This is a genomic window from Colwellia sp. NW0002-52-1, assembly GCF_057550865.1.
This window is the reverse complement of record NZ_BAAJLU010000001.1, coordinates 556,093-580,215: the sequence shown is the minus strand read 5'-3', so window position 1 is coordinate 580,215 and position 24,123 is coordinate 556,093. Positions and strand designations below refer to the sequence as shown.

At 36.9% G+C, this 24,123-nt stretch carries 22 protein-coding genes and 1 riboswitch; of the genes, 12 read left to right on the top strand and 10 right to left on the bottom strand.

The features are described from left to right. Positions 1 to 123: 123 nt before the first annotated feature. Both AC27H3_RS02425 and AC27H3_RS02420 read left to right on the top strand, forming a co-directional pair. A complete protein-coding gene (locus tag AC27H3_RS02425; protein WP_487103432.1) occupies positions 124 to 864 on the top strand; it encodes an SDR family NAD(P)-dependent oxidoreductase in 741 nt (246 codons plus the stop codon). Between the two features lie 77 nt (positions 865 to 941). Then, positions 942 to 1,940 carry a cupin domain-containing protein gene (locus tag AC27H3_RS02420; RefSeq protein ID WP_487103430.1) on the top strand — a complete coding sequence of 333 codons (999 nt, stop codon included), beginning with the start codon at positions 942 to 944 and terminating at the stop codon, positions 1,938 to 1,940. Positions 1,941 to 2,294: 354 nt separating this feature from the next. Here the strand turns inward: AC27H3_RS02420 and AC27H3_RS02415 are convergent, their stop codons facing one another. Then, positions 2,295 to 3,230 (bottom strand): diguanylate cyclase domain-containing protein, encoded by a 936-nt coding sequence (locus AC27H3_RS02415; protein WP_487103428.1) that lies wholly within the window; start codon positions 3,228 to 3,230, stop codon positions 2,295 to 2,297. Positions 3,231 to 3,721: 491 nt separating this feature from the next. Beyond that, a complete protein-coding gene (locus tag AC27H3_RS02410; protein WP_487103427.1) occupies positions 3,722 to 5,083 on the bottom strand; it encodes a sensor histidine kinase in 1,362 nt (453 codons plus the stop codon). Positions 5,084 to 5,550: 467 nt separating this feature from the next. Here AC27H3_RS02410 and AC27H3_RS02405 point away from each other — a divergent pair, with 467 nt between their 5' ends. Then, on the top strand, positions 5,551 to 6,186 hold the full coding sequence (locus AC27H3_RS02405) for an N-acetylmuramoyl-L-alanine amidase (RefSeq protein ID WP_487103425.1): 636 nt from the start codon (positions 5,551 to 5,553) through the stop codon (positions 6,184 to 6,186). 72 nt (positions 6,187 to 6,258) lie between these two features. Here the strand turns inward: AC27H3_RS02405 and thiE are convergent, their stop codons facing one another. The 5 genes from thiE to thiC are packed head-to-tail and all read right to left on the bottom strand — an operon-like array spanning position 6,259 to position 12,073. Further along, positions 6,259 to 7,830, bottom strand: a complete 1,572-nt coding sequence (gene thiE / locus AC27H3_RS02400) for a thiamine phosphate synthase (protein ID WP_487103423.1) — start codon at positions 7,828 to 7,830, stop codon at positions 6,259 to 6,261. Next, positions 7,830 to 8,633, bottom strand: coding sequence for a thiazole synthase (locus tag AC27H3_RS02395; protein ID WP_487103421.1), 804 nt, complete (start codon positions 8,631 to 8,633; stop codon positions 7,830 to 7,832). The genes thiE and AC27H3_RS02395 overlap by 1 nt, the downstream gene beginning before the upstream one ends. Positions 8,634 to 8,636: 3 nt before the next feature. Next, positions 8,637 to 8,855 carry a sulfur carrier protein ThiS gene (thiS, locus tag AC27H3_RS02390; RefSeq protein ID WP_487103419.1) on the bottom strand — a complete coding sequence of 73 codons (219 nt, stop codon included), beginning with the start codon at positions 8,853 to 8,855 and terminating at the stop codon, positions 8,637 to 8,639. Positions 8,856 to 8,912: 57 nt separating this feature from the next. Next, positions 8,913 to 10,109, bottom strand: coding sequence for an FAD-dependent oxidoreductase (locus tag AC27H3_RS02385; protein WP_487103417.1), 1,197 nt, complete (start codon positions 10,107 to 10,109; stop codon positions 8,913 to 8,915). Between the two features lie 5 nt (positions 10,110 to 10,114). Next, positions 10,115 to 12,073: a phosphomethylpyrimidine synthase ThiC gene (gene thiC / locus AC27H3_RS02380; RefSeq protein ID WP_487103415.1), complete on the bottom strand. Its 1,959-nt coding sequence runs from the start codon at positions 12,071 to 12,073 to the stop codon at positions 10,115 to 10,117. Positions 12,074 to 12,166: 93 nt separating this feature from the next. Beyond that, positions 12,167 to 12,265: riboswitch (TPP riboswitch) on the bottom strand. Between the two features lie 362 nt (positions 12,266 to 12,627). Here thiC and AC27H3_RS02375 point away from each other — a divergent pair. The 3 genes from AC27H3_RS02375 (at position 12,628) to bamJ (ending at position 14,824) form a co-directional block, all read left to right on the top strand. Further along, positions 12,628 to 13,521 carry a mechanosensitive ion channel family protein gene (locus AC27H3_RS02375; RefSeq protein ID WP_085301289.1) on the top strand — a complete coding sequence of 298 codons (894 nt, stop codon included), beginning with the start codon at positions 12,628 to 12,630 and terminating at the stop codon, positions 13,519 to 13,521. A 27-nt stretch (positions 13,522 to 13,548) separates the two neighbouring features. Continuing rightward, positions 13,549 to 14,280 (top strand): pseudouridine synthase, encoded by a 732-nt coding sequence (locus AC27H3_RS02370; RefSeq protein ID WP_487103413.1) that lies wholly within the window; start codon positions 13,549 to 13,551, stop codon positions 14,278 to 14,280. Between the two features lie 70 nt (positions 14,281 to 14,350). After that, the gene (gene bamJ / locus AC27H3_RS02365; protein ID WP_487103411.1) at positions 14,351 to 14,824 is read left to right on the top strand and encodes a BamJ family beta-barrel-assembly machinery protein; all 474 of its coding nucleotides are present in this window, start codon (positions 14,351 to 14,353) and stop codon (positions 14,822 to 14,824) included. Positions 14,825 to 14,950: 126 nt separating this feature from the next. Here bamJ and AC27H3_RS02360 read toward each other — a convergent pair whose 3' ends face one another. The 3 genes from AC27H3_RS02360 to AC27H3_RS02350 all read right to left on the bottom strand — a co-directional run bounded on the left by AC27H3_RS02360 (position 14,951) and on the right by AC27H3_RS02350 (position 18,486). After that, positions 14,951 to 16,324: a sigma 54-interacting transcriptional regulator gene (locus AC27H3_RS02360; RefSeq protein ID WP_085301292.1), complete on the bottom strand. Its 1,374-nt coding sequence runs from the start codon at positions 16,322 to 16,324 to the stop codon at positions 14,951 to 14,953. A gap of 84 nt (positions 16,325 to 16,408) precedes the next feature. Beyond that, entirely contained in the window at positions 16,409 to 16,996 is a 588-nt protein-coding gene (locus AC27H3_RS02355; protein WP_487103408.1) for a hypothetical protein, read from the bottom strand. Next, on the bottom strand, positions 16,996 to 18,486 hold the full coding sequence (locus AC27H3_RS02350; protein ID WP_487103406.1) for a HAMP domain-containing sensor histidine kinase: 1,491 nt from the start codon (positions 18,484 to 18,486) through the stop codon (positions 16,996 to 16,998). The genes AC27H3_RS02355 and AC27H3_RS02350 overlap by 1 nt, the downstream gene beginning before the upstream one ends. A 384-nt stretch (positions 18,487 to 18,870) precedes the next feature. Here AC27H3_RS02350 and AC27H3_RS02345 point away from each other — a divergent pair, with 384 nt between their 5' ends. The 6 genes from AC27H3_RS02345 to AC27H3_RS02320 all read left to right on the top strand — a co-directional run bounded on the left by AC27H3_RS02345 (position 18,871) and on the right by AC27H3_RS02320 (position 24,087). After that, positions 18,871 to 19,176: a hypothetical protein gene (locus tag AC27H3_RS02345; protein WP_487103404.1), complete on the top strand. Its 306-nt coding sequence runs from the start codon at positions 18,871 to 18,873 to the stop codon at positions 19,174 to 19,176. Between the two features lie 93 nt (positions 19,177 to 19,269). Further along, the gene (locus AC27H3_RS02340; RefSeq protein ID WP_085301296.1) at positions 19,270 to 19,620 is read left to right on the top strand and encodes a hypothetical protein; all 351 of its coding nucleotides are present in this window, start codon (positions 19,270 to 19,272) and stop codon (positions 19,618 to 19,620) included. Between the two features lie 58 nt (positions 19,621 to 19,678). Further along, complete coding sequence (locus AC27H3_RS02335) at positions 19,679 to 20,290, top strand: fumarylacetoacetate hydrolase family protein (protein WP_487103402.1); 612 nt, start codon at positions 19,679 to 19,681, stop codon at positions 20,288 to 20,290. Between the two features lie 89 nt (positions 20,291 to 20,379). Beyond that, positions 20,380 to 20,610 (top strand): glutaredoxin family protein, encoded by a 231-nt coding sequence (locus AC27H3_RS02330; protein WP_487103400.1) that lies wholly within the window; start codon positions 20,380 to 20,382, stop codon positions 20,608 to 20,610. Positions 20,611 to 20,968: 358 nt separating this feature from the next. Next, a complete protein-coding gene (locus AC27H3_RS02325) occupies positions 20,969 to 22,828 on the top strand; it encodes a tetratricopeptide repeat-containing diguanylate cyclase (protein WP_487103398.1) in 1,860 nt (619 codons plus the stop codon). Positions 22,829 to 22,956: 128 nt separating this feature from the next. Continuing rightward, positions 22,957 to 24,087 (top strand): hypothetical protein, encoded by a 1,131-nt coding sequence (locus tag AC27H3_RS02320; RefSeq protein WP_487103396.1) that lies wholly within the window; start codon positions 22,957 to 22,959, stop codon positions 24,085 to 24,087. Positions 24,088 to 24,123: the final 36 nt, after the last annotated feature.

The window sequence follows — 24,123 nt, the reverse complement described above, 5'->3', positions numbered from 1 at the left end:
TCTCCAGTTTATTTGATTTTAATTTTGACTTAATTAATACAGATTCGACTTATTAACTTGAACTTATCTAAATCCTACGTAATAATGACTTCGAATGCAATAATTGATTTTAGGATATATGTTATGAGCTTTAATGAAAATTTATTCACAGGTAAAACGATATTAATTGCTGGTGCAGGAAAAGGTATTGGTTTGGGCTGTGCTGTTATGGCAGCTAAGTATGGCGCTAATGTTATTGCGGTAGCTCGAACAAAAAGTGATTTAGATAAATTGACTGAACTTTATCCTGAAAATATAACACCTTGGGTGATGGATGTGACAAGTGATGCTTTTTATAAAAAGTTACGCGAATTACCCACTTTAGATGGTTTAGTTAATAATGCCGGCATAAACCGCGTTGGTCCTATGGAAGATCAAAGCAGCGAAAATATTGATGCGGTGATCGATTTAAATATTCGAACACTTTATAAAATATCTCAAGCGGCTATTACGCCGATGAAGCGCAGCAAGCGTGGATCTATTGTAAATATGTCATCACAAATGGGTTTTGTTGGCTCGCCAGGTCGCACTTTGTATTGTATGAGTAAACATGCGGTAGAGGGCGTAACTAAAGCGATGGCTGTTGAGTTAGCCGAGCATAATATTCGCGTAAATACTGTCGCTCCTACCTTCGTATTAACTCCAATGACAGAGCCAATGTTTGAAGACGAAGCTTTTAAAAACTTTGTTTTTAATATGATCCCCCTCGGTCGCTTAGCGAAAGTAGAAGATATCGCTAATAGCTGCACCTTTCTATTAAGTGACTTAGCGTCGATGATCACCGGCACTAGCATTAAAGTTGATGGCGGTTGGACGGCACATTAATCACTCAGCAGTAAGTAATAGACATAAAAATTTAACCTTAATGACTCAACGAAAGTGAAAATAAGAGGATATAAAAGATGACATTAGCAGATAGACTGATTAGATATGATGATTTAAACCCATGTACCAATGCCTTTATTGACACGCGCAGCCCAGGCAGTGATAAAAAAGAAAACTTTACGCTTATTGGGCCCGGTGTAGCTGAAAATCCTGACCAGCATATACATATTTCGATACCACATGGTTTTAACATTGGTGGCGCTCGCCAACCTGCCGGATGTTTAAACTCTCAACATAGTCATTTAACTGAAGAATTCTTTGTAATACACAGTGGCACATGGGCTTTTATGAGTGGTGTAAATGGTGATGATGGAAAAGTTATAATAAACGAGGGTGATATTATTTCTATTCCAACGGATATTTTCCGTGGTTTCGAAAATGTTGGCGAAGGCAGCGCTTATTTATATGCGGTTTTAGGCAGTGATGACCCAGGTAACGTATTATGGGCCCCCCAAGTTTTTGAACTTGCAGAAAAGTATGGCTTGATACTGCTTGATGACGGTAGCTTAGTCGATACTACTTTAGGAGAGAAAGTACCAGAAGGTAAGCAACCTATGCCTGTTACTTCAGCCAAACAAATTGCAGAGCATCGTATTGTTGGCAATGAAGAAATGGAAACAATTGTACAGCGTAGCGATACTTTTGCATGGTCAAAAAATACTTGTTTAGCACAGTTTGATGGTGTTGAAGAGGTTGCACTGGTCGGTGATAAAAATATAGTTGAAGATTTACCAGCAAGTAAATTGAGCTGGTCTCATGGTTTTGTAGTGCGAGGGTTAAAGCTACAAAATAATGCACTAGTACCTGAGCATGTTCGATTTGAAGAAGAAGTGATTTTTGTTCAGCAAGGGCAGTTAGATATAACGGTAGATGGTGAAACGCTTTCTTTATCTAAAGGCGATACATTTACAACCCCTATTGAATCTGTGCGAAAGTTTCAACAAAAAGGGCAAGCTGAATGTGTTTTATATATTACGCGTCGAAATGATTACCCTAAAGCACCAAGCTTTATTTGAATATAGCCTGAAATAATCAAGTTTATTGGAATTTAATACCAATTGACTTAATGAATCGATCAATTTTAAACGAGGATGAATTTTCAGTAGCAAGGCGCTTGATTGATTAGGGTATGGATGCCCGTAAGTAGAACAATGCAGGAGCAATTGTCGAGCAATAGCAGGCTATTGGGATTGAAAGCAACGTAGATACTGGATATTTAAACCGCTTTAGAATGATCGATTGTTTATATCAATTGGTATAATATGTGGTTGTAAAGGAGTGAAAGTTAATCACTCATTTATTAAGGTTAGGGCTAGTAAAGTTAAGTGAAAACTTATTAAAAGTAATTCAACTACAGCTACACAATAAAGTTATTGTGTAGCTAGAATTTTTTCTTCGGGTTGATAAAACACGTAGGGAATATTAGCTTTTTTTGCTTGATACATAGCTTTATCAGCACTTTTAATAAGTGATGCCGTGTCAGTACCGTGAGCTGGATAAAAAGCGATGCCGATGCTGACACTCGTTTTAATTATATGCCCATCAATTAGCACGGGGTTTACAAATAAAGCGCTTATTTTCTCAGCTATGGTTGCACTGATTTCTGTCGACTCTTGTGATTGAGCGTCTAAATGCACAATAAACTCATCACCAGCAAAGCGGGCTAGCATGTCGCAAGCTCTTAAACCTGTTTTCAGTGTTTTTGCAATGTGTAGCAATAATAAATCACCGACATCATGGCCTAAGGTATCATTAACTTCTTTAAAATTATTTACATCCATAAACATAATTGTTTCGGTGCGTTGCCAACGAGCTGCACGCACTAGCCAAGGTCTTAAATAATTATTAAATGCACGCCTGTTATGTAATCCCGTTAATTCATCTTTATTTGCTAACTGATATAAATGTCTTTCATATGCCTTGCGCTCAATGGAGGATAATATGGCTAAACCTAGCTGGCGACTATTGTAGTTAGACTTAATTATATATTCTTGAGCACCACCGCGAATTGCTTCGAGTGCTGTTTGTGTATGATCAAGGCCACTAATTACCACAATTGGAGAATCAGGAGTCAGTTCTTTTACTTCTCTAAGGTTTTCTAAGCCTCTATTATCACCAAGGTTTAAATCTAATAGTATAACGTCAAAGTCGAACTGTTTTAGTGTTTGCAACGCAATTTCAATTGTATTGGCACGTGTTAAGGTGAAATTTCTACCATCAAACTCTTTAGCGCAATCACGTTTTATTTGTATTGCATCGCCATCGTCGTCTTCAATATGTAATATTTTTAGTACTGACTGCGTCATATATTCTAAATTATTCCAGGTTTTTATTATTATTATCAATTGGCTAAGTAAAGTTAGCTATAAAAGAGCATTAGTTTATGCTGCAAACTTTATATAGATTAATAATATAATACGCTATGTTGAGTACTTTATATAGGTTTCAGGAGAGTATTCGTGTTGTTCAAAACACTAAATTAACCTGAACTCTGGATAATGAGTGCTTGAAACTCAAGTGAACCAAAAGCTTAGGTAATAAAGTAAATGCTATAGCCAGGTGAACATCACGAATAGACATCATCAATGCTTCATTTTATGCCATTTTTAAGGCAAAACGTTTATGAATAGCGCGCTATTTATCGACGTTTTAACGCAGAAAATGGCTTAAAAGGGAGCATTGAGCAAGTGCTGCTTATCCAGAGTTCAGGTTAAATTATAGTTGTAAGGTTATAACCTACATGTTGTTTGAGCTAGATAAACAGAAGAAGCTAGTAAGGAAAATATGAATAATGCTTCTAGTCACTTTTATTCTTATCAAAAAGGATGAGCTTTTTAGGCCAAGTAAATATAAAGTTGCTACCTTTCCCTACCTCTGATTCAACCGTTATAGTGCCATCAAATAATTCTATATGTTTACGAGCACTAGATAGACCCAGCCCGCTGCCTTCGATTTGATCGCGTGGTTTAAGGGTTTGAAGCATTTCAAAGATTCGTTGATGATAGATAGCTGCGATACCAGGGCCGTCATCTTTAACGCTGAAAATATACTGATGGCTGTTTTCTTGTACACTGATGTCAATTAGGCCATTTCTTTTGTCATGATGCTTTATAGCGTTTCCAATGAGATTAACAAAAATTAACTGCAGTGGTGTTTTGTTGACTTTTAGTTTTAAAAACTCCTTGCTAGCACGTATGTTAAAGTCTTCTGGCAGAGTTAATAGCAATGATGCATCAGCTATAAGTTCTTCACCGCTAATGACTAGGCCGTAATTTTCGTTATGATTACTACCAATTCGAGCGTATGCAAGAAGATCTTTGAGTAACTTCTCCATTCTATGGACTCTATTACGTAAAAGTACTAAGTTTTCTCGACTAGTATTATCAAGACGATCCGCTAAGTCTTCTTCTAACCAATGTGAAATATTATCAATGATTCGCAGTGGTGCTTTTAAATCATGAGAGGCTATGTAGGCAAAGTTATCTAATTCTTTATTACTTTTCTCCAGTGCCTCTATTAAACGTTCACGTGCTAAGTTTTTCTCCTTTATTTGAGTAACATCATTAAAAATCCCCACCATTTGCAAAGCTTTACCTTTGCTATCAAACTGTGCTTTTCCTCTGGAGTTGTACCAAAGCCAAGTGTCATCTTTTGCTTGAATGCGAAACTCTACGTTGTAAGGTGTATTGTTTATAATATGATTATTAAGCGCACTGAGGGTGTTATCTTTATCATCAGGGTGTAGCTGCTCTATCCAATTATCAAAGGTAATGCTTTGTTTATCTTGCTTGGTTCCCAGGATTTCTTTTAAAGGACCTGAAATATTTAGGGTGTTGGTGATTATATCCCAGTGCCATGCGTTATCAGCAAACCCAGTTAAGGTTGATAGATCAATGTTGTTAGATGAACTATCAAAGCTGTGTTTTTGTGAATAGTGTATTAAAGCGAAAAAGCACATTAATGCAGCTGAAAATAAGCTAAAACCTATTAATAAAACATCCAATAAACTAACGTTATTTAGCATTGAATCAAAGAAGGGCATATGCTTAATTAATTCACTATTATTAAAAAATAAGCCGACTAATATTAATATGCCAGATAAAAAAGCATATATGGCAGCAAAAAATATTAATGGTTTGTTGATTGATTTTATTGTCATTTTATACACGTTCGAAAGATAGCTTTGAATAGTAGAGTTTTTAGCTCTGAAAATACAATAATAAATTCTTTAGCCTTAAATTAGCTTTCATAATTTATAATAAAATATTTAAAAAAGTTAATCATTTATTCTTAACATTTAATACGCCGCTAAATAACACTTAATATAGTAACTGCATTGTTTTGTCTGCAATAGCGACTAAACTTTGTGGTGATAAATAAAATATTGAGCGACCTTAGGTTTACATTTTTAGTGATAAAAATAGCAGTAGTAAAGCTGATAATTTTACACCTAAGAAGCTTTGACTCATTACTAAGTTATTCAAAAATTATTCAATAGTGAGTTAAATGACATATTTTACTTTATGAATGCTCTAAAATTTTCATTTCCTAATAGGTTGTATGTTTTCTCATTTTAATGAGTGCTTTCACATATCAGCATGAACGACAATTGATAAGGGGTCTTATATGTTTCCAGAATACATTGTACTTCACACGGCTGCTTTTACGGGAAGAAATTGCGATAGAGATATGATTGATGAATGGCATAAGGCACGTAGATGGTCAGGTATTGGTTACCACTTTGTCATTTTAAACGACAAGCATGACTTAAAATCAGATGGGGCAGTTGAAATTGGACGATTAACCAATACATCGGGTGCACACGCTTTAGGGCTAAATAATTGCTCTTTAGGTATTTGCTGTGTTGGTCATGGTGATAACGCAGATTTTACCCCCGCTCAATATAAAAGCCTCTATAGCTTGATAAATGATTTGATGTCAGAGTTCTCAATTTCTGTTGATAACGTTATCGGCCATCGCGAGTTAAACAAATTAGCCGAAAAAAATATTATTCCATCGCGATATAAAACCAGTAAGTCATGCCCTGGCACTAAAATAAATATGCATGCTATACGTGATAAGCTGGCTCAAACGCCTACTTTAATTAAGCATGAAAGAACAGGCGTTGATGAAAATAGTAAAATAGCGATGAATAATGCCATTGCTATATTGCAAAAACATCGTGCACAATTTCCTAATGCTCAAGATGAACTGGATGAATTTATTAATCATCCAGAGGTTATTTCAATGACTAGAGTATAATGGTGACCATCTTTTACACGGCACGGTTTTATATAGCAAGGTTTAACAAAGCACGGTTTAATAAAGCATGATTCAGCCTAGCATGGCTTGCATAGTTTTAGTTGCACTTAACGGTTGCTGAGCTTGGGTAATTGCCGTAACAACGGCAATAGCACTGACTCCTGTACTCCATACCTGCTTTAGTCGTTGTTGGTTGATGCCACCAATGGCAACGACAGGTATAGTGTCAGCAAGCGATAAAATCTGCGTTAAGTTTTTTATACCTTGAATTTGCCCTGTCATGTTTTTGGTTTTTGTGGGGAAAATAGCGCCAATGGCAAGATATGAAGGTCGCAGTTGTTTTGCTAATAAAAATTCGTAACAACCATGCGTACTAATACCCAAACGTAAGCCTGCATTAGCAATAGCATTTAAATCAGCGCCGTGAAGATCTTCTTGGCCGATATGAACCCCATATGCACCGTATTTAATCGCGAGTTGCCAATGATCATTAATAAATAATCGACAGTTAAAGTTACGGGCCATAGCTACGGCTTTTTCTATTAATGGTGCTACGTAGTTAATATCATCACTTTTAATTCTTAGCTGAATTATTTTTAAATTTTGAGGTAATAACAAGGCTAACCACGAAAGTGAGTCTACTACCGGATATAGACCGAGCTTTTCATTTGCAGCTAACTCAAATGATTTGAAACCTTGGGGTGATTCAAGTTGTTGATAAACGGGGCTGATAACTTGTGGAAATACACTCGCTTTTGTTGGCCACAGTCCTTGTTGAAATGCGCCGTAGTAATCGCTATTGTTTATTTGATGGTCAACTCGGTCAGTCGCTAATAATAATCCCTGATTAATAAACGCCTTCGTTAAGGTAAAAGCATCGCGTAACAAATAACTATGAGCTAAAAAACTGGCTAATGCACTGGCAAAGCTACAACCCCCACCGTGGCTATAACTTGTGTTGATTTTAGGTGAATGTAAGGTGAATAATTGAGTTGAGGTAGCGCTTAAGTTTTGCAAGCATACGTCTATACAGTGTTTGTCTTGGCTAGTATTTTCAGCGCTAGCATGCCCGCCTTTAACAATCACGGCTTTACAGCCTAAATGTAAAACATTTTCTGCCATCTCTTTTGCTTTAATAACTGAGTTTTTAGAAGCGAGAGAACTTAACGCTTTTGCTTCATTTAGGTTGGGGGTAATAACATCAATTAAGGGCATAAGTAATGATAATGCCCCGGTTGAGAATAATGACATATTCCCGCCAACGCTAGCTTTACAAACGGGGTCAAAAACCACAAGTAAGTTGGGTAATTCAGACTTAAGCTGGCTTAGTAATAATATTAACCAGTGGATTTGTTCATCATCGGCGATGAGGCCAATTTTTATAACGGCTGGTGGTTTGTCAAAACGTAATGCTTGTGCTTGTTGGGCTAAAATATCAACTGCAGTAGGGTTTACTGAATAAAATACCGATGAGTTTTGTACGGTATTAGCGGTAATAAGATGGCAAACCTCTACACCAAGATTATGGCCGGTTTTAATATCAGCAGCAATGCCAGCACCACCTGAGCAATCGGCACCAGAAATGCTCCACATAATAGGCTTTTTAGACACATGATTGTTCACTACAGAAATTTCTGATTTCATTAACTATGTTCCGGTTGATGCCAAAATGGCGTATCCAGTGTTGGCGTGCTGGGGTGAGCCGTTGGCCGTTCAGGCATCGTGCCTGCAATGTAGGCTGACTCTCCTGCTAAAATTGCGCTAGAGAAAGCTTTTGCCATTAAAGGCGGATTGTCAGCAAGGGCAATTGCACTATTAAGAAGTACGCCATCAAAGCCCATTTCCATGGCAATACAGGCATCAGAAGGTTTACCTATGCCAGCATCAAGGATTAATGTTGCTTCAGGTAAACGCTGGCGAATACTGGCTAAATTATAAGGGTTCATTAAGCCTTTACCTGTGCCAATGGGTGATGCCCAAGGCATAATTACTTTGCAACCTAAGGCATATAAACGTTGGCAAATCACTAAATCGTCTGTGCAGTAAGGTAATACTTTAAAGCCATCGGCAAGTAGCTGCTCGGTCGCAATTAACAACTCAATAGGATCAGGTTGAAGGTTATAATCATCGCCAATAACTTCAAGCTTTATCCAGTCTGTTTGAAATAATTCGCGGCTCATTTTAGCTAAGGTAATGGCTTCTTTAGCGCTTTTGCAGCCTGCTGTATTAGGAAGGAGGAAACCTTGATTTTGTGCAACCGTTTCTTGAATGTAGCGCCAAATTTTTTCGCCAGAGCGCGCTAAAGGGTTCTGCCGTTTTAGCGATAACGTAACTACTTGTGAGCCGCTAGCTAAAATAGCTTGCTGCATTATCTCTGGTGAAGGATAAAGTGCCGAACCAATTAACAATCGACTATTGAGTGTTTGACCATAAATATTAAGTGACATAGCTTAACCCCCAACAATAGGGAAAAGCACATCAATACTATCGTTATCTTTTACCACAGTTTGTTGATAGTCTTCCCGGCCAATAAATTCGCCGTTAAGCGCTAAAGCAAAACTTTGCTGTTGCTTATTTATCGGTAAAACTTTTGTTAAAACTTGATCAATATAGCTTTGCTTTGAAGCATTAGGCAGCTCTAAAACAACGCCATTAATATATATTTTCATTTCTAACTTCCTTTAATACCTGCAGAATAATGTTAGCTTTATCTCTATTTTGTAAACTTAAAGCTTGATAGCTTGGCTAACTGGCAGCCAATGAGCGTATCGATAATTACCGTAAAACTTTTGTTGTTCGAGCATTATGTTGTCAACATGTTCGAGCACTTGGGCAAGTACAACAGGGGCAATTAAGAAGCCATGTCGGTATAAACCATTTACTTGAATTAAGGCATTATGTGAGATTATTTTTGGTTGATTATCGCTAAATGCCGGGCGCAGTTGACTAAGATGCTGGCGAATATTAGCTTCAGCAAAGCCAGGGTGAACGCTATAAGCAGCACTGAGTAATTCCATGGCAGAACGAACGGTCATTGGGGCCGTGTCGTCACTTTCAATTTCTGTTGCGCCAACGACAAAATGGCCTTTACCTTTTGGCGCTATATAAATTTGATAACGTGGATGCATAAGCCTGATCGGCCGTGAAATTTTAACTTCAGTGGTGAAAAGTTGAAATATTTCACCACGAACGGCGCGTAAATCACTTAATTGAGCATTGAGTTGAGCGTTGAGTTGAGCATTGTGTAGAGGATTTGTTAGCGATGATTTTTTTGCTCCAACTCCTCGGCAATCAATAGCAAGATCAAACGATTGCTTTTGGCCATTCTTACTGTTGTTATAGCGTTGAAAACCAATATTACAGCCAGTATCAAAACTGCTTGATTGTATGCTTGTTACTTCAGTTTCGCTGTGCCATTTAACACCTTCAGTGACTAATTGTTGATGTAAAGCCAGTAGTAATTTGCGATTTCCAATTTGTCCTTCTTGAGGCAGATATAACGCTTGCGAAAATTTACGCGCTAGTTCTGGCTCAAGTGACGACAACTCTTGTCGGTTAAGTTGTTGCTGCGCATAGCTTGGATAGTTATTCGCTAAAAATCCCGTTAATCTGTGGTAGTCAACAATATCTTGTTCATGACTAACCACTAGGGTTCCTGTTAGTTGAAAGAAATTATAGCCAGAAAGTGTAGCAAGTAATTTTGGCCATAAAGCTAAAGCAGCAAAACCCATTTCAACAATATTTCTAGGGCTGTGCATAGCCTCGCCAAGAGGTGTTAATAAACCCGCGGCCGCATAAGCAGCGCTTTGCTGGCCACTTTTCTGGTCTTTATCGAATAGCGTTACTTGATAGCCTTGTCGATTTAACGACAAGGCTATCAACCGGCCCATTAGGCCTGCGCCAATAATAGCGATGGTTGGCATAAAGGTTAATTACTTAACGATTTTTCAATCGGTTGATAAATTTCACTACCACTGGCTTTGAACTCTGCCGACTTTTGAGCCATACCTTGTGCAGAAATACTAATAGTTTCATCCAAAAGTTTTATCTCAATCGTTTGTTCGTCAGCTTTGGCATCAACAAGCCCAGCAGCATAATCACGCACTTCTTGTGAAATTTTCATTGAGCAAAATTTAGGACCACACATAGAGCAAAAGTGCGCAACTTTGCCTGATTCTTGTGGCAAGGTTTCGTCGTGAAAGGCACGTGCTTTTTCAGGATCTAAACCTATGTTGAATTGATCGTACCAACGAAATTCAAATCGGGCTTTAGACATGGCATTATCGCGTATTTGCGCGCCCGGATGGCCTTTTGCTAAATCTCCCGCATGCGCCGCGATTTTATAAGTCATTAAACCTTCTTTTACATCGTCTTTGTTGGGTAAACCTAAATGCTCTTTTGGCGTTACATAACAAAGCATGGAACAGCCGTACCAACCAATATTAGCTGCGCCAATACCTGAGGTAATGTGATCATAACCTGGGGCAATATCTGTGGTCAGCGGTCCTAAAGTATAAAAGGGCGCTTCGCCGCAATGCTTAAGTTGCTCTGTCATGTTTTGTTCAATCATATGCAGAGGTACGTGACCAGGGCCTTCGATAATGGTTTGAACATCATGTTTCCAGGCTATTTTTGTTAGCTCACCTAGCGTACGTAATTCAGAAAATTGTGCTTCATCATTGGCGTCGGCAATTGAACCTGGGCGCAATCCATCACCCAAAGAGAAAGAAACATCGTAAGCTTTTAAAATTTCACAGATATCTTCAAAGTGGGTGTAAAGAAAGTTTTCTTTATGATGTGCTAAACACCATTTCGCCATGATTGAACCACCACGCGAAACAATGCCAGTAACACGTTTAGCCGTCATAGGTACATAACGCAGTAATACACCTGCATGAATTGTGAAGTAGTCAACACCTTGTTCAGCTTGTTCAATTAAAGTATCGCGAAATATTTCCCATGTTAGGTCTTCAGCAATACCATTAACTTTTTCTAACGCTTGATAAATAGGTACGGTGCCAATGGGAACAGGAGAGTTACGCAGTATCCATTCACGTGTTTCGTGGATATAACGGCCAGTAGACAGATCCATTACCGTATCAGCTCCCCATTTAGTTGACCAAACGAGTTTTTCTACTTCCTCTTCAATCGAAGAGGTAACTGCTGAGTTGCCGATATTGGCATTTACTTTGATCAGAAAATTTCTGCCGATGATCATAGGTTCAACTTCAGGGTGGTTAATGTTAACCGGGATTATGGCGCGGCCTCTAGCAACTTCATCACGAACAAATTCAGGTGTTATTTGCTCTGGAATGCTGGCGCCAAATGACTGACCTTGATGTTGTTGTAGCAACATCTCGTCTTTAACTTCTTGGCGTTTCATATTTTCGCGAATGGCGATATATTCCATTTCTGGTGTGATAATGCCTTGGCGGGCATAGTGCATTTGCGTAACATTTTTACCTTTTTTAGCCTTACGCACTGTCGGTAAATGCTCAAAACGAATATGGTCTAGACCTTCGTCGGCTAATCGTTGTTGGCTGTAGGTTGAGGTTATTCTGGGTAAAAACTCAACATCGTTACGTGCTTCAATCCAGCTATCACGCAAGCGAGGAATACCTTTATGTACGTCAACATTAACGGCATTGTCAGTATAAACTCCTGAAGTATCGTAAACGCATAACGGTGGGTTTTTCTCATAACTCGGGTTGTTTTCATTGTTACTAATCAAAGTATCAGACAAGGTTATTTCACGCATGCCAACACGGATATCGTGAATTTCTCCGGTGACGTAAACTTTTTCAGAATTTGGAAATGATTGATCAGCAACGTTTTTTAAAAACTCTGTTGCTTGGTTTCGACGCTCGCGTCTTGAAATTGAACTCATGTTCTCTCACCTGTTTTTATTAAATAAAAGTTAGGCGGAGCTGTATGGGGTAGTAACGAGGAATAGCATTCGAGGCAAAATTAAATTTTGCCTGTGCAGCTACTACTTGTTCCCTTCGCAGATGTTAATCTAATCAGGTTCTACGGATCCCGCTTTCGCGATCTCAGCCCTTTGGCACTCCGACAAGTCAAAACGTGTAAGTGTTTTAAACTACTTAAACGTGATTATATTCTAGCTTTAATTTTTAAAAGTAATCAACCTCTATTTTAAATTTCATTTTTAGCTTTTGTAACTTAAGGTTGGTGAACTGCTTAAAGTTTATGTTTTTTAAGTGAATATATTCAGTAGATTACGATTTTTAAGATGCTAACTTAATTTACGAGCTGGTATTTTTTAAAATGTTGAAGTTTTTGGCTTTTGCACTATTTTTTGACATTAAGATTATCAACATTGAAGCACTGATACAGAGATTAATGTTAATAATATTGTAAATTATGCGGTAAATTGTCGTATTATAGACAAACTAAAAAATGAACATTAAATGGAATAAATTTATGGCTGAAGCTAGCCCGGAAGGCAAAACGGAACAGGTGATGAACACGTTAGATCCTGCAAACTTGCTTAAAAACGAAATTGACCAAGTTGGTCGTATCTACAACATAATCGTTGAATTTTTTACTAATTATAGCTTTCAACTTATTGGCGCAATAATTATTCTGATTATTGGTTTCATGTTTGCAGGGAAAATAGCGAACTTGGTGCTTAAAGTATGTGAAAAGCACAAACTTGACGTTACTTTGAGCCGTTTTTTGGCTAATGCCAGTAAAATGGTAATCGTTGTGATGATAGGTATTATTGCACTGGGTAAATTAGGTATCAGTGTAACGCCATTTATTGCCGCTATAGGTGCGATTTCATTAGGGGCTGGTTTAGCTCTGCAAGGGCTTTTATCTAATTATGCGGCTGGCTTTAATATCATCATCATACGACCTTTTGTTGTTGGTGATACCATTCAAGTACAAGGTGTTCGAGGTTTAGTTAAAGAGGTGTTGTTAGCCTACACAATTTTAACGGATGAAGACGATGTAGAAATTACGATTCCCAACAAACATATTGTTGGTGAAGTGCTGCATAACTCGAAACATGACTCACTATTAGAGTTAACCGTTGGTATTGATTATAGTGAAAACCCACTCGAAGTTGTGGCTATGCTTGAAGATGCCCTTGGCAAGTTAGATATCGTCAGTAAAGCTCGTAAGCCTTTGATTGGTATTGATGCTTTCGCTGATAGTTCAATTAACATAGCCGTACGTTTATGGACGCCAACCGAAAACTTATACAGCGCAAAATATGAAGCTTATAAAGAGATTTATCTAACTTTAGATAATGCCAATATTAAAATACCATTTCCTCAACGCGATATTCATCTTATTAAAGATTTGGCTTAATTCGGTGTGGTTTAAGCTTCATTTATTATGGCGTTAAATAAAGCGCGGCTAGATAAGTTTTTAGCACAACATTGTCAGATCAGTCGCAAAAATGTGCGGCTGATGTTGGCTCAAAATAGAGTGTTTATAAACGGCGCTGTAGCGCATGACATTGATGAAATAATTGATAATTTCAGTCATATCTCATTAGATGGCAAAGTGCTGCAAGATAATTCAGCCTATTATATTATGCTGCATAAGCCCACTGGAGTGGTAAGTGCGACTAAAGACTTGCAGCATAAAACCGTAATTGATCTACTTGAATTTCCTTACAAAAACGAACTACATATTGTCGGTAGGCTTGATTTAAATACCTCAGGCTTAGTTTTGATGACTAATGATAGTCGCTGGTCTGAACGATTAACGTTACCAGAAAAAAAAGTGACCAAACGTTATATTGTTACGTTAGCCAATAAGTTGAGTGAAGAGTATGTAACTGCTTTTGCAAATGGTATGTATTTTGCCTTTGAGGATTTAACTACTAAACCTGCAAAGTTAACCATACTTTCTGATTATCAAGCGCAGGTTGAACTTGTTGAAGGGCGTTATCATCAAATTAAACGTATGTTTGGGCGTTTTCGCAATCCTGTAGTTGCATTGCATCGATGTGCTATTGGTAACTTAGTGCTTGATAACCAGTTAACTGTCGGAGAAAGCCGAGAATTAAGTGAGGTTGAAGTTAACAACATCGATATAAATAACTTGCTGCTTGATGCTTAAAAGTTACAATAAAATAAAAATGTAATAACCAGAAAATACCGTAATCTAAGAATAAAAATTAAGGAATGAAATGACTAAGTATATCTTTTTAATCATAGTGTTAGCTTTAATCGTTAGTTACTTTGTACGTAGTAATGCTAACCGAGAAGCAGCGAAAATAAATGCTATTGAAGCTGAACAATTTTTAGCGAAAAACCGACAAGTTGAAGGTGTGATGGAAACAGAGTCAGGCTTACAGTATCAGGTGTTATCAGTAGGCAGTGGCGAAATACACCCGAAGGCAGGTTCAAAAGTTAAAGTGCATTATCACGGTACGTTACTCGACGGTACGGTTTTCGATAGTTCTGTAGATAGAAATGAGCCGATAAGTTTTGGCTTAAATCAGGTGATTAAAGGTTGGACTGAAGGCTTACAATTAATGGTGGTTGGAGAGAAAACCCGCTTATTTATTCCTGCAGCTTTAGGCTACGGTAATAGCGCGACAGGTAAAATTTCTGCAGGCTCATTATTAATTTTTGATGTTGAGCTATTGGCGATAAATTAGCATGTTTTTTTAAATATTGGCGCGCCTGAGTGGCTTGTAAAATATGGCGTGTAAATAGTTAAAGGTCATGAGCCTGAAAAGATCATGACCTTTAACTCGCTGGTTTAATAGCCGGGTAAATCGCTGCTATTCTTCCCTAAAGGCTTCTGCCGACAAATGATGTCGGTTAAGTAACTTGTAAAATTCAGTACGATTTCTTTGTGCTATTTTCGCTGCTTGCGAAACATTTCCAGCGGTTATTTTTAAGAGCTTAGCGAGGTAGTCACGCTCAAATTTATCTCTGGCTTGTACAAATGAAGGTAAAATCGTGGTTTTATCACGTAAGGCGTTTTTTACTAACATTTCACTGATTAACGGCTCGTTTGATAAGGCCACGGTTTGTTCAACAACGTTTTGCAATTGGCGAATGTTACCTGGCCAAGCTGCACTGATCAGTATTTCCATTGCCTCCTGTGAAAAGCCCGTAATATTGATATGCGATTGTTCGGCAGATCTACTCAAAAAATGCTGAGCCAGTAAAGGAATATCTTCTCTTCGTTCACTTAGCGGTGGTAGCTCTAACTCAACAACGTTAAGGCGATAATATAAATCTTCACGAAAAGTTTTATCTATTATCGCTTGCTGTAAGTTTTTATGTGTTGCTGAAATAACTCTAACGTCAACCTTGATAGATTGTGTGCTGCCAACAGGACGAATTTCACGTTCTTGTAACGCTCGTAAAAGCTTTACCTGAAAGTTCATCGGCATATCACCAATTTCATCTAGAAATAGGGTGCCGCCATCTGTTGCTTGAAATAATCCGATATGATTTTTTTCAGCTCCAGTAAAAGCCCCTTTCGTATGACCAAATAATTCAGATTCTAATAATTGCTCAGGAATTGCTGCACAATTAATGGCGGTAAATGTTTGTTTATGCCGTGGACTAGCCAAATGTATTGCTTTAGCTAATAACTCTTTACCTGTGCCGCTTTGGCTGTGAATGAGTAAGCTAAAATCACTTTTGGCCACTTGCTTACTTTGTTGTAAAAGTGACTCCATTATAGTGCTGCGACTAATAATTTTATCACGCCATTGGCTATCTACTTGGCTATAATTTAGCTCTGCTGGCTGTAATCTAATAGCTTGTTGTACTATGTCGAGTAGCTCTTTACTTTCAAAAGGTTTAGTCAGAAAGCTAAATACGCCTTGTTTAGTGGCACTAATTGCATCAGGAATAGTGCCATGAGCTGTCATAATAATTACCGGTATATGTGGATGCTTAGCTCTAATTTGTTCAAACAAAGCCATGCCGTCCATACCTTCCATTTTTAGATCGCTGATCACTAATTGCGGATGAAAACTCTCAAGTCGCCCCAAGGCGATTTTAGCGTTTTTGGCGGACTCTACTTGATAACCCGCAGCAGACAAACGAATACCGAGTAACCGTAACAAACTTGGATCATCGTCAACAATTAAAATTTTACTGTCAACTTTTACGGGGATTTTCTCAACTTCTGGCATGAGTAACTCTCAGTCCTTAAATGAATGAAATTATTAACGCTATTAATAAACCTAATTTATGGTTAAAGCGTCATTAACTTTTAGTTATTGATCTCGTTTATCAATAGCTTGTTCTATGTCTTGTAATTGCTTAATTGTTTGTTCTAACAACTTAACTTGCTCAGTTAAACGTTGTTGTATTTTTATGGCATGTTGTTGTTGCGTTTGTGCTGTTTTTTGCAGGCTTTCTTGTTGTTCTTTGTGTTGAGAAATCAATCTATTTCTCATTAACAGTCGTTGGTTCAATTGGTCATGCAATAACGAAATAAAGGCTTGTTCATCAGGAGTTATAGATGCAAATGCGGCATTATCTTGTTCAGCTTTTAATTGATTTAATAACACTTTAGCGTGAAAGCTATTATAAATAGGTGACTTAGGGTGGCTGTAAAGTAACAATAGTTTGATTTGTGCATTGTAGTTAGCGGGCCCTTGAGGTATTTGTTCTATACTCACTTGCTGTTTTTCTATTTCATCTGTTAATTGTAATTGGTTAAGTTGCTGCAATGAGAGGTAATACTCACCATAACTTAAATGTGAGTTGATATTATTTGAAGTGAGTTGACACCCTGATGACAATATAACCGTCATAACTACTAGCGCTTTGTATATAAAATGCGGCAGAGTCATAGTCATTAGGCTGGTTCCTCTTGTTGAAAAGCGCGTGGCAATGTTATTTGAATTGTGGTGCCTTGCGCGTTGTTAGGAGTATTTATTACTTCGATGTTGCCATTGAGTCGTAATAATAGCTCTTTAACTATGGTTAAACCTAATCCGCTACCTTTTATAATGCTTGTTTTCGGTGGAGGGCCTTGGTAGAAAGCATCAAAAATTTTGCTTTGGTTTTCTTTTTCAATTCCCATGCCTTGATCGCTAATACAAAGCTGTAATTGCTCATTTATTAGCAAAGAAGATATGTTTATTTCTCCACCATCGGGAGAGTATTTAATCGCATTAGATAAAATATTATCAATAATAACAGCGATTTGTTTTCTGTTGCTTATCAAAGAAATGTTATTTAAATGTTTAGTAAAAATAAGTTTTCTTCGTTTTATATCTAGTTTTCGATCAGAAATTACTTGCAATACCACTTCATTAACTTGTATCAGCTCTGAGTCTTGCAAGCTTGTAGAGTCGAGTACAATATTAAAATCGAGTAAATCTTCAATATGTTGCTGTAAACGAAATACGCTGTCTTTAATAATATGAGAAATTTCTTGTTGTTCAGCATTTAACTCGCCAACACTATTGTCGTATAGCAATTCAGTCCCTTCTCTAATGGCAGCTAACGGTGTTTTTAATTCATGTGAAATATGGCGGATGAAACTTGATTTTTGTAACTCTAGCGCTTGTAAACGAGTGCGCATGTTTTCTAAAGCTTGCGCTATTTCTTGAATTTCTGGCGAGCCGAGCACGTTAATTTCATGATCAAAATTTCCTTGTTGTAAACGCACAATATTACTAGTGAGTGTTTTAAGTGGGCTAGTAATTAAATAAATAAATAATGCTGCTAAGAGCACACTCACAGGAATAATGACTAAACTTTGAATCATAATATCGCGCACTGCTTGAGCTGCCTGTTTAATATTGTTGATGTAACTTGTATTAAGCTCATTACTGCGCTGGGTAATGTTCTCGTAAAGTATATTCAAAGTATTAAATTTAATCTGTAATGGCTTTAGTAGTGAGCTGTCGGTAGGCGTTTTTTTTGCTGCTGCTGGTATTGTTGTTTCTATCAGCAAAGTGATCGTTTGCCCGTACTCAGTTAGTCGTTGTTTGAGTATATTATCTTGGCTTGCTTGCATGAGTTGTTCTGCTAAGTGCAATATTTGCCTACTGTGCTCAAGATAATTTTCGGCTAATACAGGATCTCGCAAAACCAAATATTGTGCCGCGCTTCTTTCTAATTTTATTTGGCTGCTTTTGAGTAATTGTTGTTGATCTTGTATTTTTGTAATATCGGTGATGGCCTCGGCACTTTTATTCGCTAAGGTATTAACTTGAGAAGCCCCAAAAATTAGTGCGATAACCAAAGGTAAAGCCACTAAGCCAAAGCCTAATAAGGTTAATGACTTTATTGATAAGCTTTTTAGTGACCAAGCCCTTTTTTGCGCTTGACTGAACAATGTAATTAAATTCCCCAAAATGGCTATTCCGGTCTCATTTCCATCAAAATACTGATGTAGTGTTAGCTAAAAACGCGAAAAAAACAACGGTGTCTCAAAATGGAGACAAAGAAATTTAAATGTTCTTTGTTTTTTAAGTTGTTGTTAATAAGGTATTTTTGTTTGTTTTAATCGTTTTTGAAACTTTGTTATTTTAATTATTCCAATAAGTTGTTGCTTAATGGTGACACTTATCTAGGTCTGGTTTTTTAATTTTCTTTAAAATCATGTGGTTATGTTGTGGCATGACATGTGCAATACCTTTGAAGTTAGTCGTATTTCCATACTCGACACATTTGGCATATTAAAAATATGTTGTCTTAATTAAAAATAAAGGATTCAGGTATGAATAATTTTAGCTTAAAAACACTTTCAATTTCGGTTATTGCTGCATCATTAGTTTCAAGTTTAGTATTTGCCGGCAACGACATGACTAAATCATTACCTAAAGTGACTGAAAAAGCAGCGTCTTTCTCTCAATTCGTAGCAGACTACGATAAAGATAAAAGCAATACATTAAGCACAGCAGAAGTTGCTAAAAACGATGTTTTAACGAAAAACTTCGCTAAAATCGATGAAAATAGCGATAAAGAGATAAATGAAGAAGAATTTAAACAGTATTTAGCAAATATGAAAAAAACTTTGCTATAGTCGCTATCTTATGACTTAATAGATTATTTTTTCGACTGTCTGCGTTATTCCCAACCAAACAGTCGGTTTTTTTACTTAACTTAAGGCCCCCCCATGAAAGATCAACCTTCCTCGGAAACATTATCTCGTTACGTTCAAATTGATAAATGGATTTTTGAAGTAAAGTCAGTACGCGCAATACGTGTAGATGATTTTGGTAAACCGTACTCAGCTGTTGCTAATTTTGCTTTAAATGGCAATAGTGCATACATTGATGGTTTATTGACCAGGGAAGATGAAGATTTTACTCGTGAAGATTACCAAACATTTGTAAAAATGAGTCAACAATTAGGATTAGATACCGTTAACTTTGATCGCTTTAAGCAAAAACAAAGAGTATCAGACATTGTTAAAGTTCCGCCAGTTAATGGCGCTAAACCTGAATTAAAGTTAGTTAAAGTATAGAAAATAGATCATATTAAGCTTTAGAATGGTGCTTTAACTTATTTGAAAGGGCTGTCAAATGAATTCGGTTAAAGTCGTTAATAGTAATATTACACCATCTAAAATAGTCTGTGTTGGGCGTAACTATGTCGAACATATCAGTGAACTTGGGAATGAAGTTCCTGATAATATGGTGTTATTTATTAAACCCAATGCTGCAATATCAGCACAACTTTGCTCTTATCATCAAGAAACTCTGCATTATGAAGCAGAGTTATGTTTTCTGTATAAGCAAGGCAAGTTTTGCGCGGTTGCTGTAGGATTAGACTTAACTAAAAGAGCATTACAATCTCAGTTAAAAGCAAAAGGTTTACCTTGGGAACGTGCAAAATCTTTCACAGGCTCTGCACTATTTAGTGACTTTGTTGCATTAGATATAATTGACAATGATTTAGCATTAGCCTTATATATCAATGGCGAATGTCGACAGTCTGGCTCAGTTGCTAAAATGATATACTCTCCTCAAAAAATTCTTACTGAAATTCAATCTTTTATATCCCTTGAAGATGGTGATATTGTAATGACCGGCACACCTGCAGGCGTTGGTGAAGTTGTTTCTGGTGACACTTTTGAAGCACAAGTGCTGCATCGAAGTGAGGTTTTAGTCGCTAAACAATGGCAAGCAATTTAATCTATTTAACGCAGGAAAAGGTCATATTTTTTACTTTAAGATATGCGATAATTAAACTCAATTAACCCCTTCAATAATTATTTATTATTATGAAACGTATAATCCTCTACACCATGAGTAACTGCCCGCATTGTCAAACGGCTAAGCGCTATATGGAAGATAAAAATATTCCTTTTCGATTGTGTAATATAAAAACGCCAGCCGGGCAAAAAGAATTTTCAAAGTTGAATTTGCGTGGTGTGCCTGTTGTAAAAGTCGGCGATCAAATACTGAAAGGTTTTGACGTTAAACGTTTTAATCAACTGCTGAAAAATGGTTAAGCAATTTCATTAGTATTAGCTAGCAAACTCAACCGTTAAACTTTAGCCTTTATGAGTTTTTAGCCAGATACTATGGCGCGAGAATATAAAGTTTATATTTCACTGGTTTTAAAACTAATGTGGTTGCTTAACGCGAGTGGTTAATTTTTTTGTTGTTTGTACTGTTAATCAGTGGCTAATTATCCCGAATTAAGGCAGTTTCAGGTAACTGCATAAACGGTTTACTCTTATTTATGAGCACTATTAAATATGTACGCTATTTGATATTTCGTTGTGGTGTATGATTTTTGATCGTTCATTTTATATTTTTGTGGTAGTTTACTTACTCGTATATATATATTCTTTCCATGGGCCTTTTATGAATAAAGCTTTGCAAGCTATTTATGTAAGTATCGTCATAATATTGTTAAGCTTCTCTGTAGCATCAATAGCGAATGAGACTATTGATTTTGAAAACATGGAACATGAAATTTACCTTAAACCTTGGCAGTCTTATCAAAAAATTATTGCTGTAGAGTCAGCAGCACAATCTTATAACGAACTAACCTACCTGTGGTGGCTTGTACGCAAAGCACAAACAGAAAATTTAATTTACTTTTACGATGATTTTAGTCATACCGTTACTCTAGCGAGCGGGTTAGTTTCATCGAGAACTCCGTTAGAAATTACAGCGCGTTTAAGTTTATATCAAGGGCTTATAGACCGAAGAAATGGTCATTACAAATCATCTAGTGTCGCTCTCTCTAAAGGCTTAATGCAGGCTAAAGAAGCTAAACTAAGTAGGCTGTATATCTACACTAAACAAGAGCTTGCCTACACCAAAACATTAACCGAACTCTTTGACACATCACTCGTCGACATCCAAGAGGCTTATGTTGAGGCTTTTGCGCTTAAAGATCAGTTTTTAATTGCTTCAATTAATGAAACTTATGGTGCTATCTACGGATACTTAAATGATTATAAAAAATCAATAGAGTACTACCACAGAGCTTATGATGCCTATCAAAATTTACAATATCCTGCTCATATTGCCGAAGCAATTTATGGTTTAGCTTCAACTTATCGTTATTGGGGAAAGTATGACTTAGCCATTGAGTATTTCGAAAAGTATCAACAACAAATTAATTATACCCCTAATGCCAATATCAATTTCTTTGCTGAATATGGCCTAGGTATGACCTTAGCAGAGAAGGGCGACTGCCTTGAAGCGATTACAATAATAAATAGAGCTTTGAAGCTTAAAGGTGTAATTGATTACAATGCAGAATTATATAAACGAAAAGCCAGTTGTTTGATTGAACTAGGGCAACTTGACGCTGCTGAAGAAGCTATTTTTGAAGCAGCGAGTATCTTTGCTAATATTCCAGAGTTAATAGGCACCACTTGGCAACTTGAAGTGATAAAACTATCTAGCGTATTAGCTTATGCACGTAAGCAATATGATATTGGCTACAATATGCTCAATAAATATCATATTGAACATACAGATTTACTGATAAAAAACTCTTCAGATAGACTCTTAAAAGTGAGAGCAAGGATGGAAGTTGAGCGTCATAAAATAGCACAAAACCTGGCAGAAAAACGTTCTCAAGTTCAGCTGCTTGAGCTCGAAAAACAACAGAATGATAATGTCATTCAAATCTATTTTAATATTTTTATAATTACGGCTATTTTCATCGTTATCGTTGTTATGGTCGCTCAATATAAAACCAACAAAAAAATGCATTTATTGTCGATAAAAGACTCTTTAACTGGGTTATTTAACCGACGCTACATTTTTGAATATTTAGAAGAAGCTATTCAAGGACGTGATCCTGATAAATTTTCCACAACAGTTGTGTTAATAGATATTGATGATTTTAAAGTAATAAATGATACTTATGGTCATCCTGTGGGCGATGATGTTATCAGAAAGGTTGCTCAAGTGGGCCGAGATGTTTTTCGTCAAGGAGATATCTTCGGACGTATTGGTGGTGAGGAGTTTTTATGCATTCTACCAAGAACAACGGTGCTTGAAGCGACAAAAATAGCAGAGCGATTTTTGGCATTAGTTTCCTCATCAACTATGGTTGAAGGTCAGCAAGATAAGATTACGGTAAGTATAGGAATTGCCGCATTATCTTCTCAATGCCAAGATATAAATCAATTATATATCAATGCAGATCAGGCGCTTTACCAGGCAAAGCACTCTGGAAAAAATCAAGTTCATGTTTTTTAATCCAAAATTATCTTCATTACGTATAACCACTCATTAATAAAAAAACTTGTTGTCTGTTTAGTTCAAAGTACAGAAAAATTAAGTTTTTCAGGTTAAACGTAAACTAAAAATTCAAACATTTATCAATTATGAATAATTTACATCGGCTTGCTGAAGCCATTATTTTAAGTTTACAAGAATATATTAACCAGCGAGGGTTTCGTGCATTAATACATTTTGAGTTAGAAGGGTGTTTCCAAAAGCCAGTAAATAAGACCCTTGATTATAGCCAGGTGAATAATAAACTATTAACACTAGGAATAGATGGTGAGGTAGTGGCTGAATATTGGAGTAATCAATGGGAGTATATTTCTCTTTTTAATGGTCAGTCGCCATTAAAAGAAGCCAGAAATTTGCATCGTGCTATTTACTATCTACCGAAATTATTTGCCGAACAAGGGGTTACTAGAACGCTTATCAAACCTGTGGTTTGGGCGGGTGATCACGGCAAGTTGGCTAAAGGATGTGAGAATATCTTTAGTGATGATAATCGTGCGGTTCATATACCTAATGCGGTTCAAATTAATGTTAGTGTGCAAGACTTAGCGGGAAATAACTTGTTGGTATCAGGTTATTTTGCTGAACGTTTGCAGCAGCACTTTTTAAACACTAGTTTAGCTTGTAGCCTGATTTATTTACCTGAGGAAGAAGCTTTTGAGCGCTTAGCACTGAAATCTAAATATGGCTTGGCAGAAGAGCTATGTTCACCTGTAGATCTGTCAGGTGGTCATCAAGGCAGCATCGCGCTTTATCGTGATATAGGTAAACATAATCAGAAAATGGGGGTTGAGCCCTTACTATATGATGATAAAAATAATGTTATTGCTAGTCAAAATAACTGGCACAAAACAGCGCGTATAGAGCATAGATTAGGGGCATCAAGCGAGCACTATAACCCTTACTTAAATGTAATTTTTGCTTTGTTGAATGTGATTGATGCTATTGATGAAACCACAAGTAGTGGTGCGCAAGCCCAAAATGAAAATGGGCAGCTACCGAGTTCGTTATATGATATGGATAATACGCTTGGTGCGATTTCATTATTTGCTAACAGTGAATGGTTCAGTCGCAGTATTGATCAGATAATTTGTAAGACAAGTTTTAACATTGAAGATTTAAACCTTAACTTAAACTTTAATAACGCTAGCGAGTTAACCGTTGGGCAGTTATTACAGCAGTATTATTTAACACTTTTTCAACCGCCGAGTATCGTTACATAAATATTTTGATTTAAATACACCGGTAAAACGATAATA

Bases quoted from the DNA above. Each gene is read 5' to 3' on its own strand.
- AC27H3_RS02425 (WP_487103432.1), top strand. From the start codon at position 124: ATGAGCTTTAATGAAAATTTATTCACAGGTAAAACGATATTAATTGCT.
- AC27H3_RS02420 (WP_487103430.1), top strand. From the start codon at position 942: ATGACATTAGCAGATAGACTGATTAGATATGATGATTTAAACCCATGT.
- AC27H3_RS02415 (WP_487103428.1), bottom strand. From the start codon at position 3,230: ATGACGCAGTCAGTACTAAAAATATTACATATTGAAGACGACGATGGC.
- AC27H3_RS02410 (WP_487103427.1), bottom strand. From the start codon at position 5,083: ATGACAATAAAATCAATCAACAAACCATTAATATTTTTTGCTGCCATA.
- AC27H3_RS02405 (WP_487103425.1), top strand. From the start codon at position 5,551: ATGTTTCCAGAATACATTGTACTTCACACGGCTGCTTTTACGGGAAGA.
- thiE (WP_487103423.1), bottom strand. From the start codon at position 7,830: ATGAAATCAGAAATTTCTGTAGTGAACAATCATGTGTCTAAAAAGCCT.
- AC27H3_RS02395 (WP_487103421.1), bottom strand. From the start codon at position 8,633: ATGTCACTTAATATTTATGGTCAAACACTCAATAGTCGATTGTTAATT.
- thiS (WP_487103419.1), bottom strand. From the start codon at position 8,855: ATGAAAATATATATTAATGGCGTTGTTTTAGAGCTGCCTAATGCTTCA.
- AC27H3_RS02385 (WP_487103417.1), bottom strand. From the start codon at position 10,109: ATGCCAACCATCGCTATTATTGGCGCAGGCCTAATGGGCCGGTTGATA.
- thiC (WP_487103415.1), bottom strand. From the start codon at position 12,073: ATGAGTTCAATTTCAAGACGCGAGCGTCGAAACCAAGCAACAGAGTTT.
- AC27H3_RS02375 (WP_085301289.1), top strand. From the start codon at position 12,628: ATGGCTGAAGCTAGCCCGGAAGGCAAAACGGAACAGGTGATGAACACG.
- AC27H3_RS02370 (WP_487103413.1), top strand. From the start codon at position 13,549: ATGGCGTTAAATAAAGCGCGGCTAGATAAGTTTTTAGCACAACATTGT.
- bamJ (WP_487103411.1), top strand. From the start codon at position 14,351: ATGACTAAGTATATCTTTTTAATCATAGTGTTAGCTTTAATCGTTAGT.
- AC27H3_RS02360 (WP_085301292.1), bottom strand. From the start codon at position 16,324: ATGCCAGAAGTTGAGAAAATCCCCGTAAAAGTTGACAGTAAAATTTTA.
- AC27H3_RS02355 (WP_487103408.1), bottom strand. From the start codon at position 16,996: ATGACTATGACTCTGCCGCATTTTATATACAAAGCGCTAGTAGTTATG.
- AC27H3_RS02345 (WP_487103404.1), top strand. From the start codon at position 18,871: ATGAATAATTTTAGCTTAAAAACACTTTCAATTTCGGTTATTGCTGCA.
- AC27H3_RS02340 (WP_085301296.1), top strand. From the start codon at position 19,270: ATGAAAGATCAACCTTCCTCGGAAACATTATCTCGTTACGTTCAAATT.
- AC27H3_RS02335 (WP_487103402.1), top strand. From the start codon at position 19,679: ATGAATTCGGTTAAAGTCGTTAATAGTAATATTACACCATCTAAAATA.
- AC27H3_RS02330 (WP_487103400.1), top strand. From the start codon at position 20,380: ATGAAACGTATAATCCTCTACACCATGAGTAACTGCCCGCATTGTCAA.
- AC27H3_RS02325 (WP_487103398.1), top strand. From the start codon at position 20,969: ATGAATAAAGCTTTGCAAGCTATTTATGTAAGTATCGTCATAATATTG.
- AC27H3_RS02320 (WP_487103396.1), top strand. From the start codon at position 22,957: ATGAATAATTTACATCGGCTTGCTGAAGCCATTATTTTAAGTTTACAA.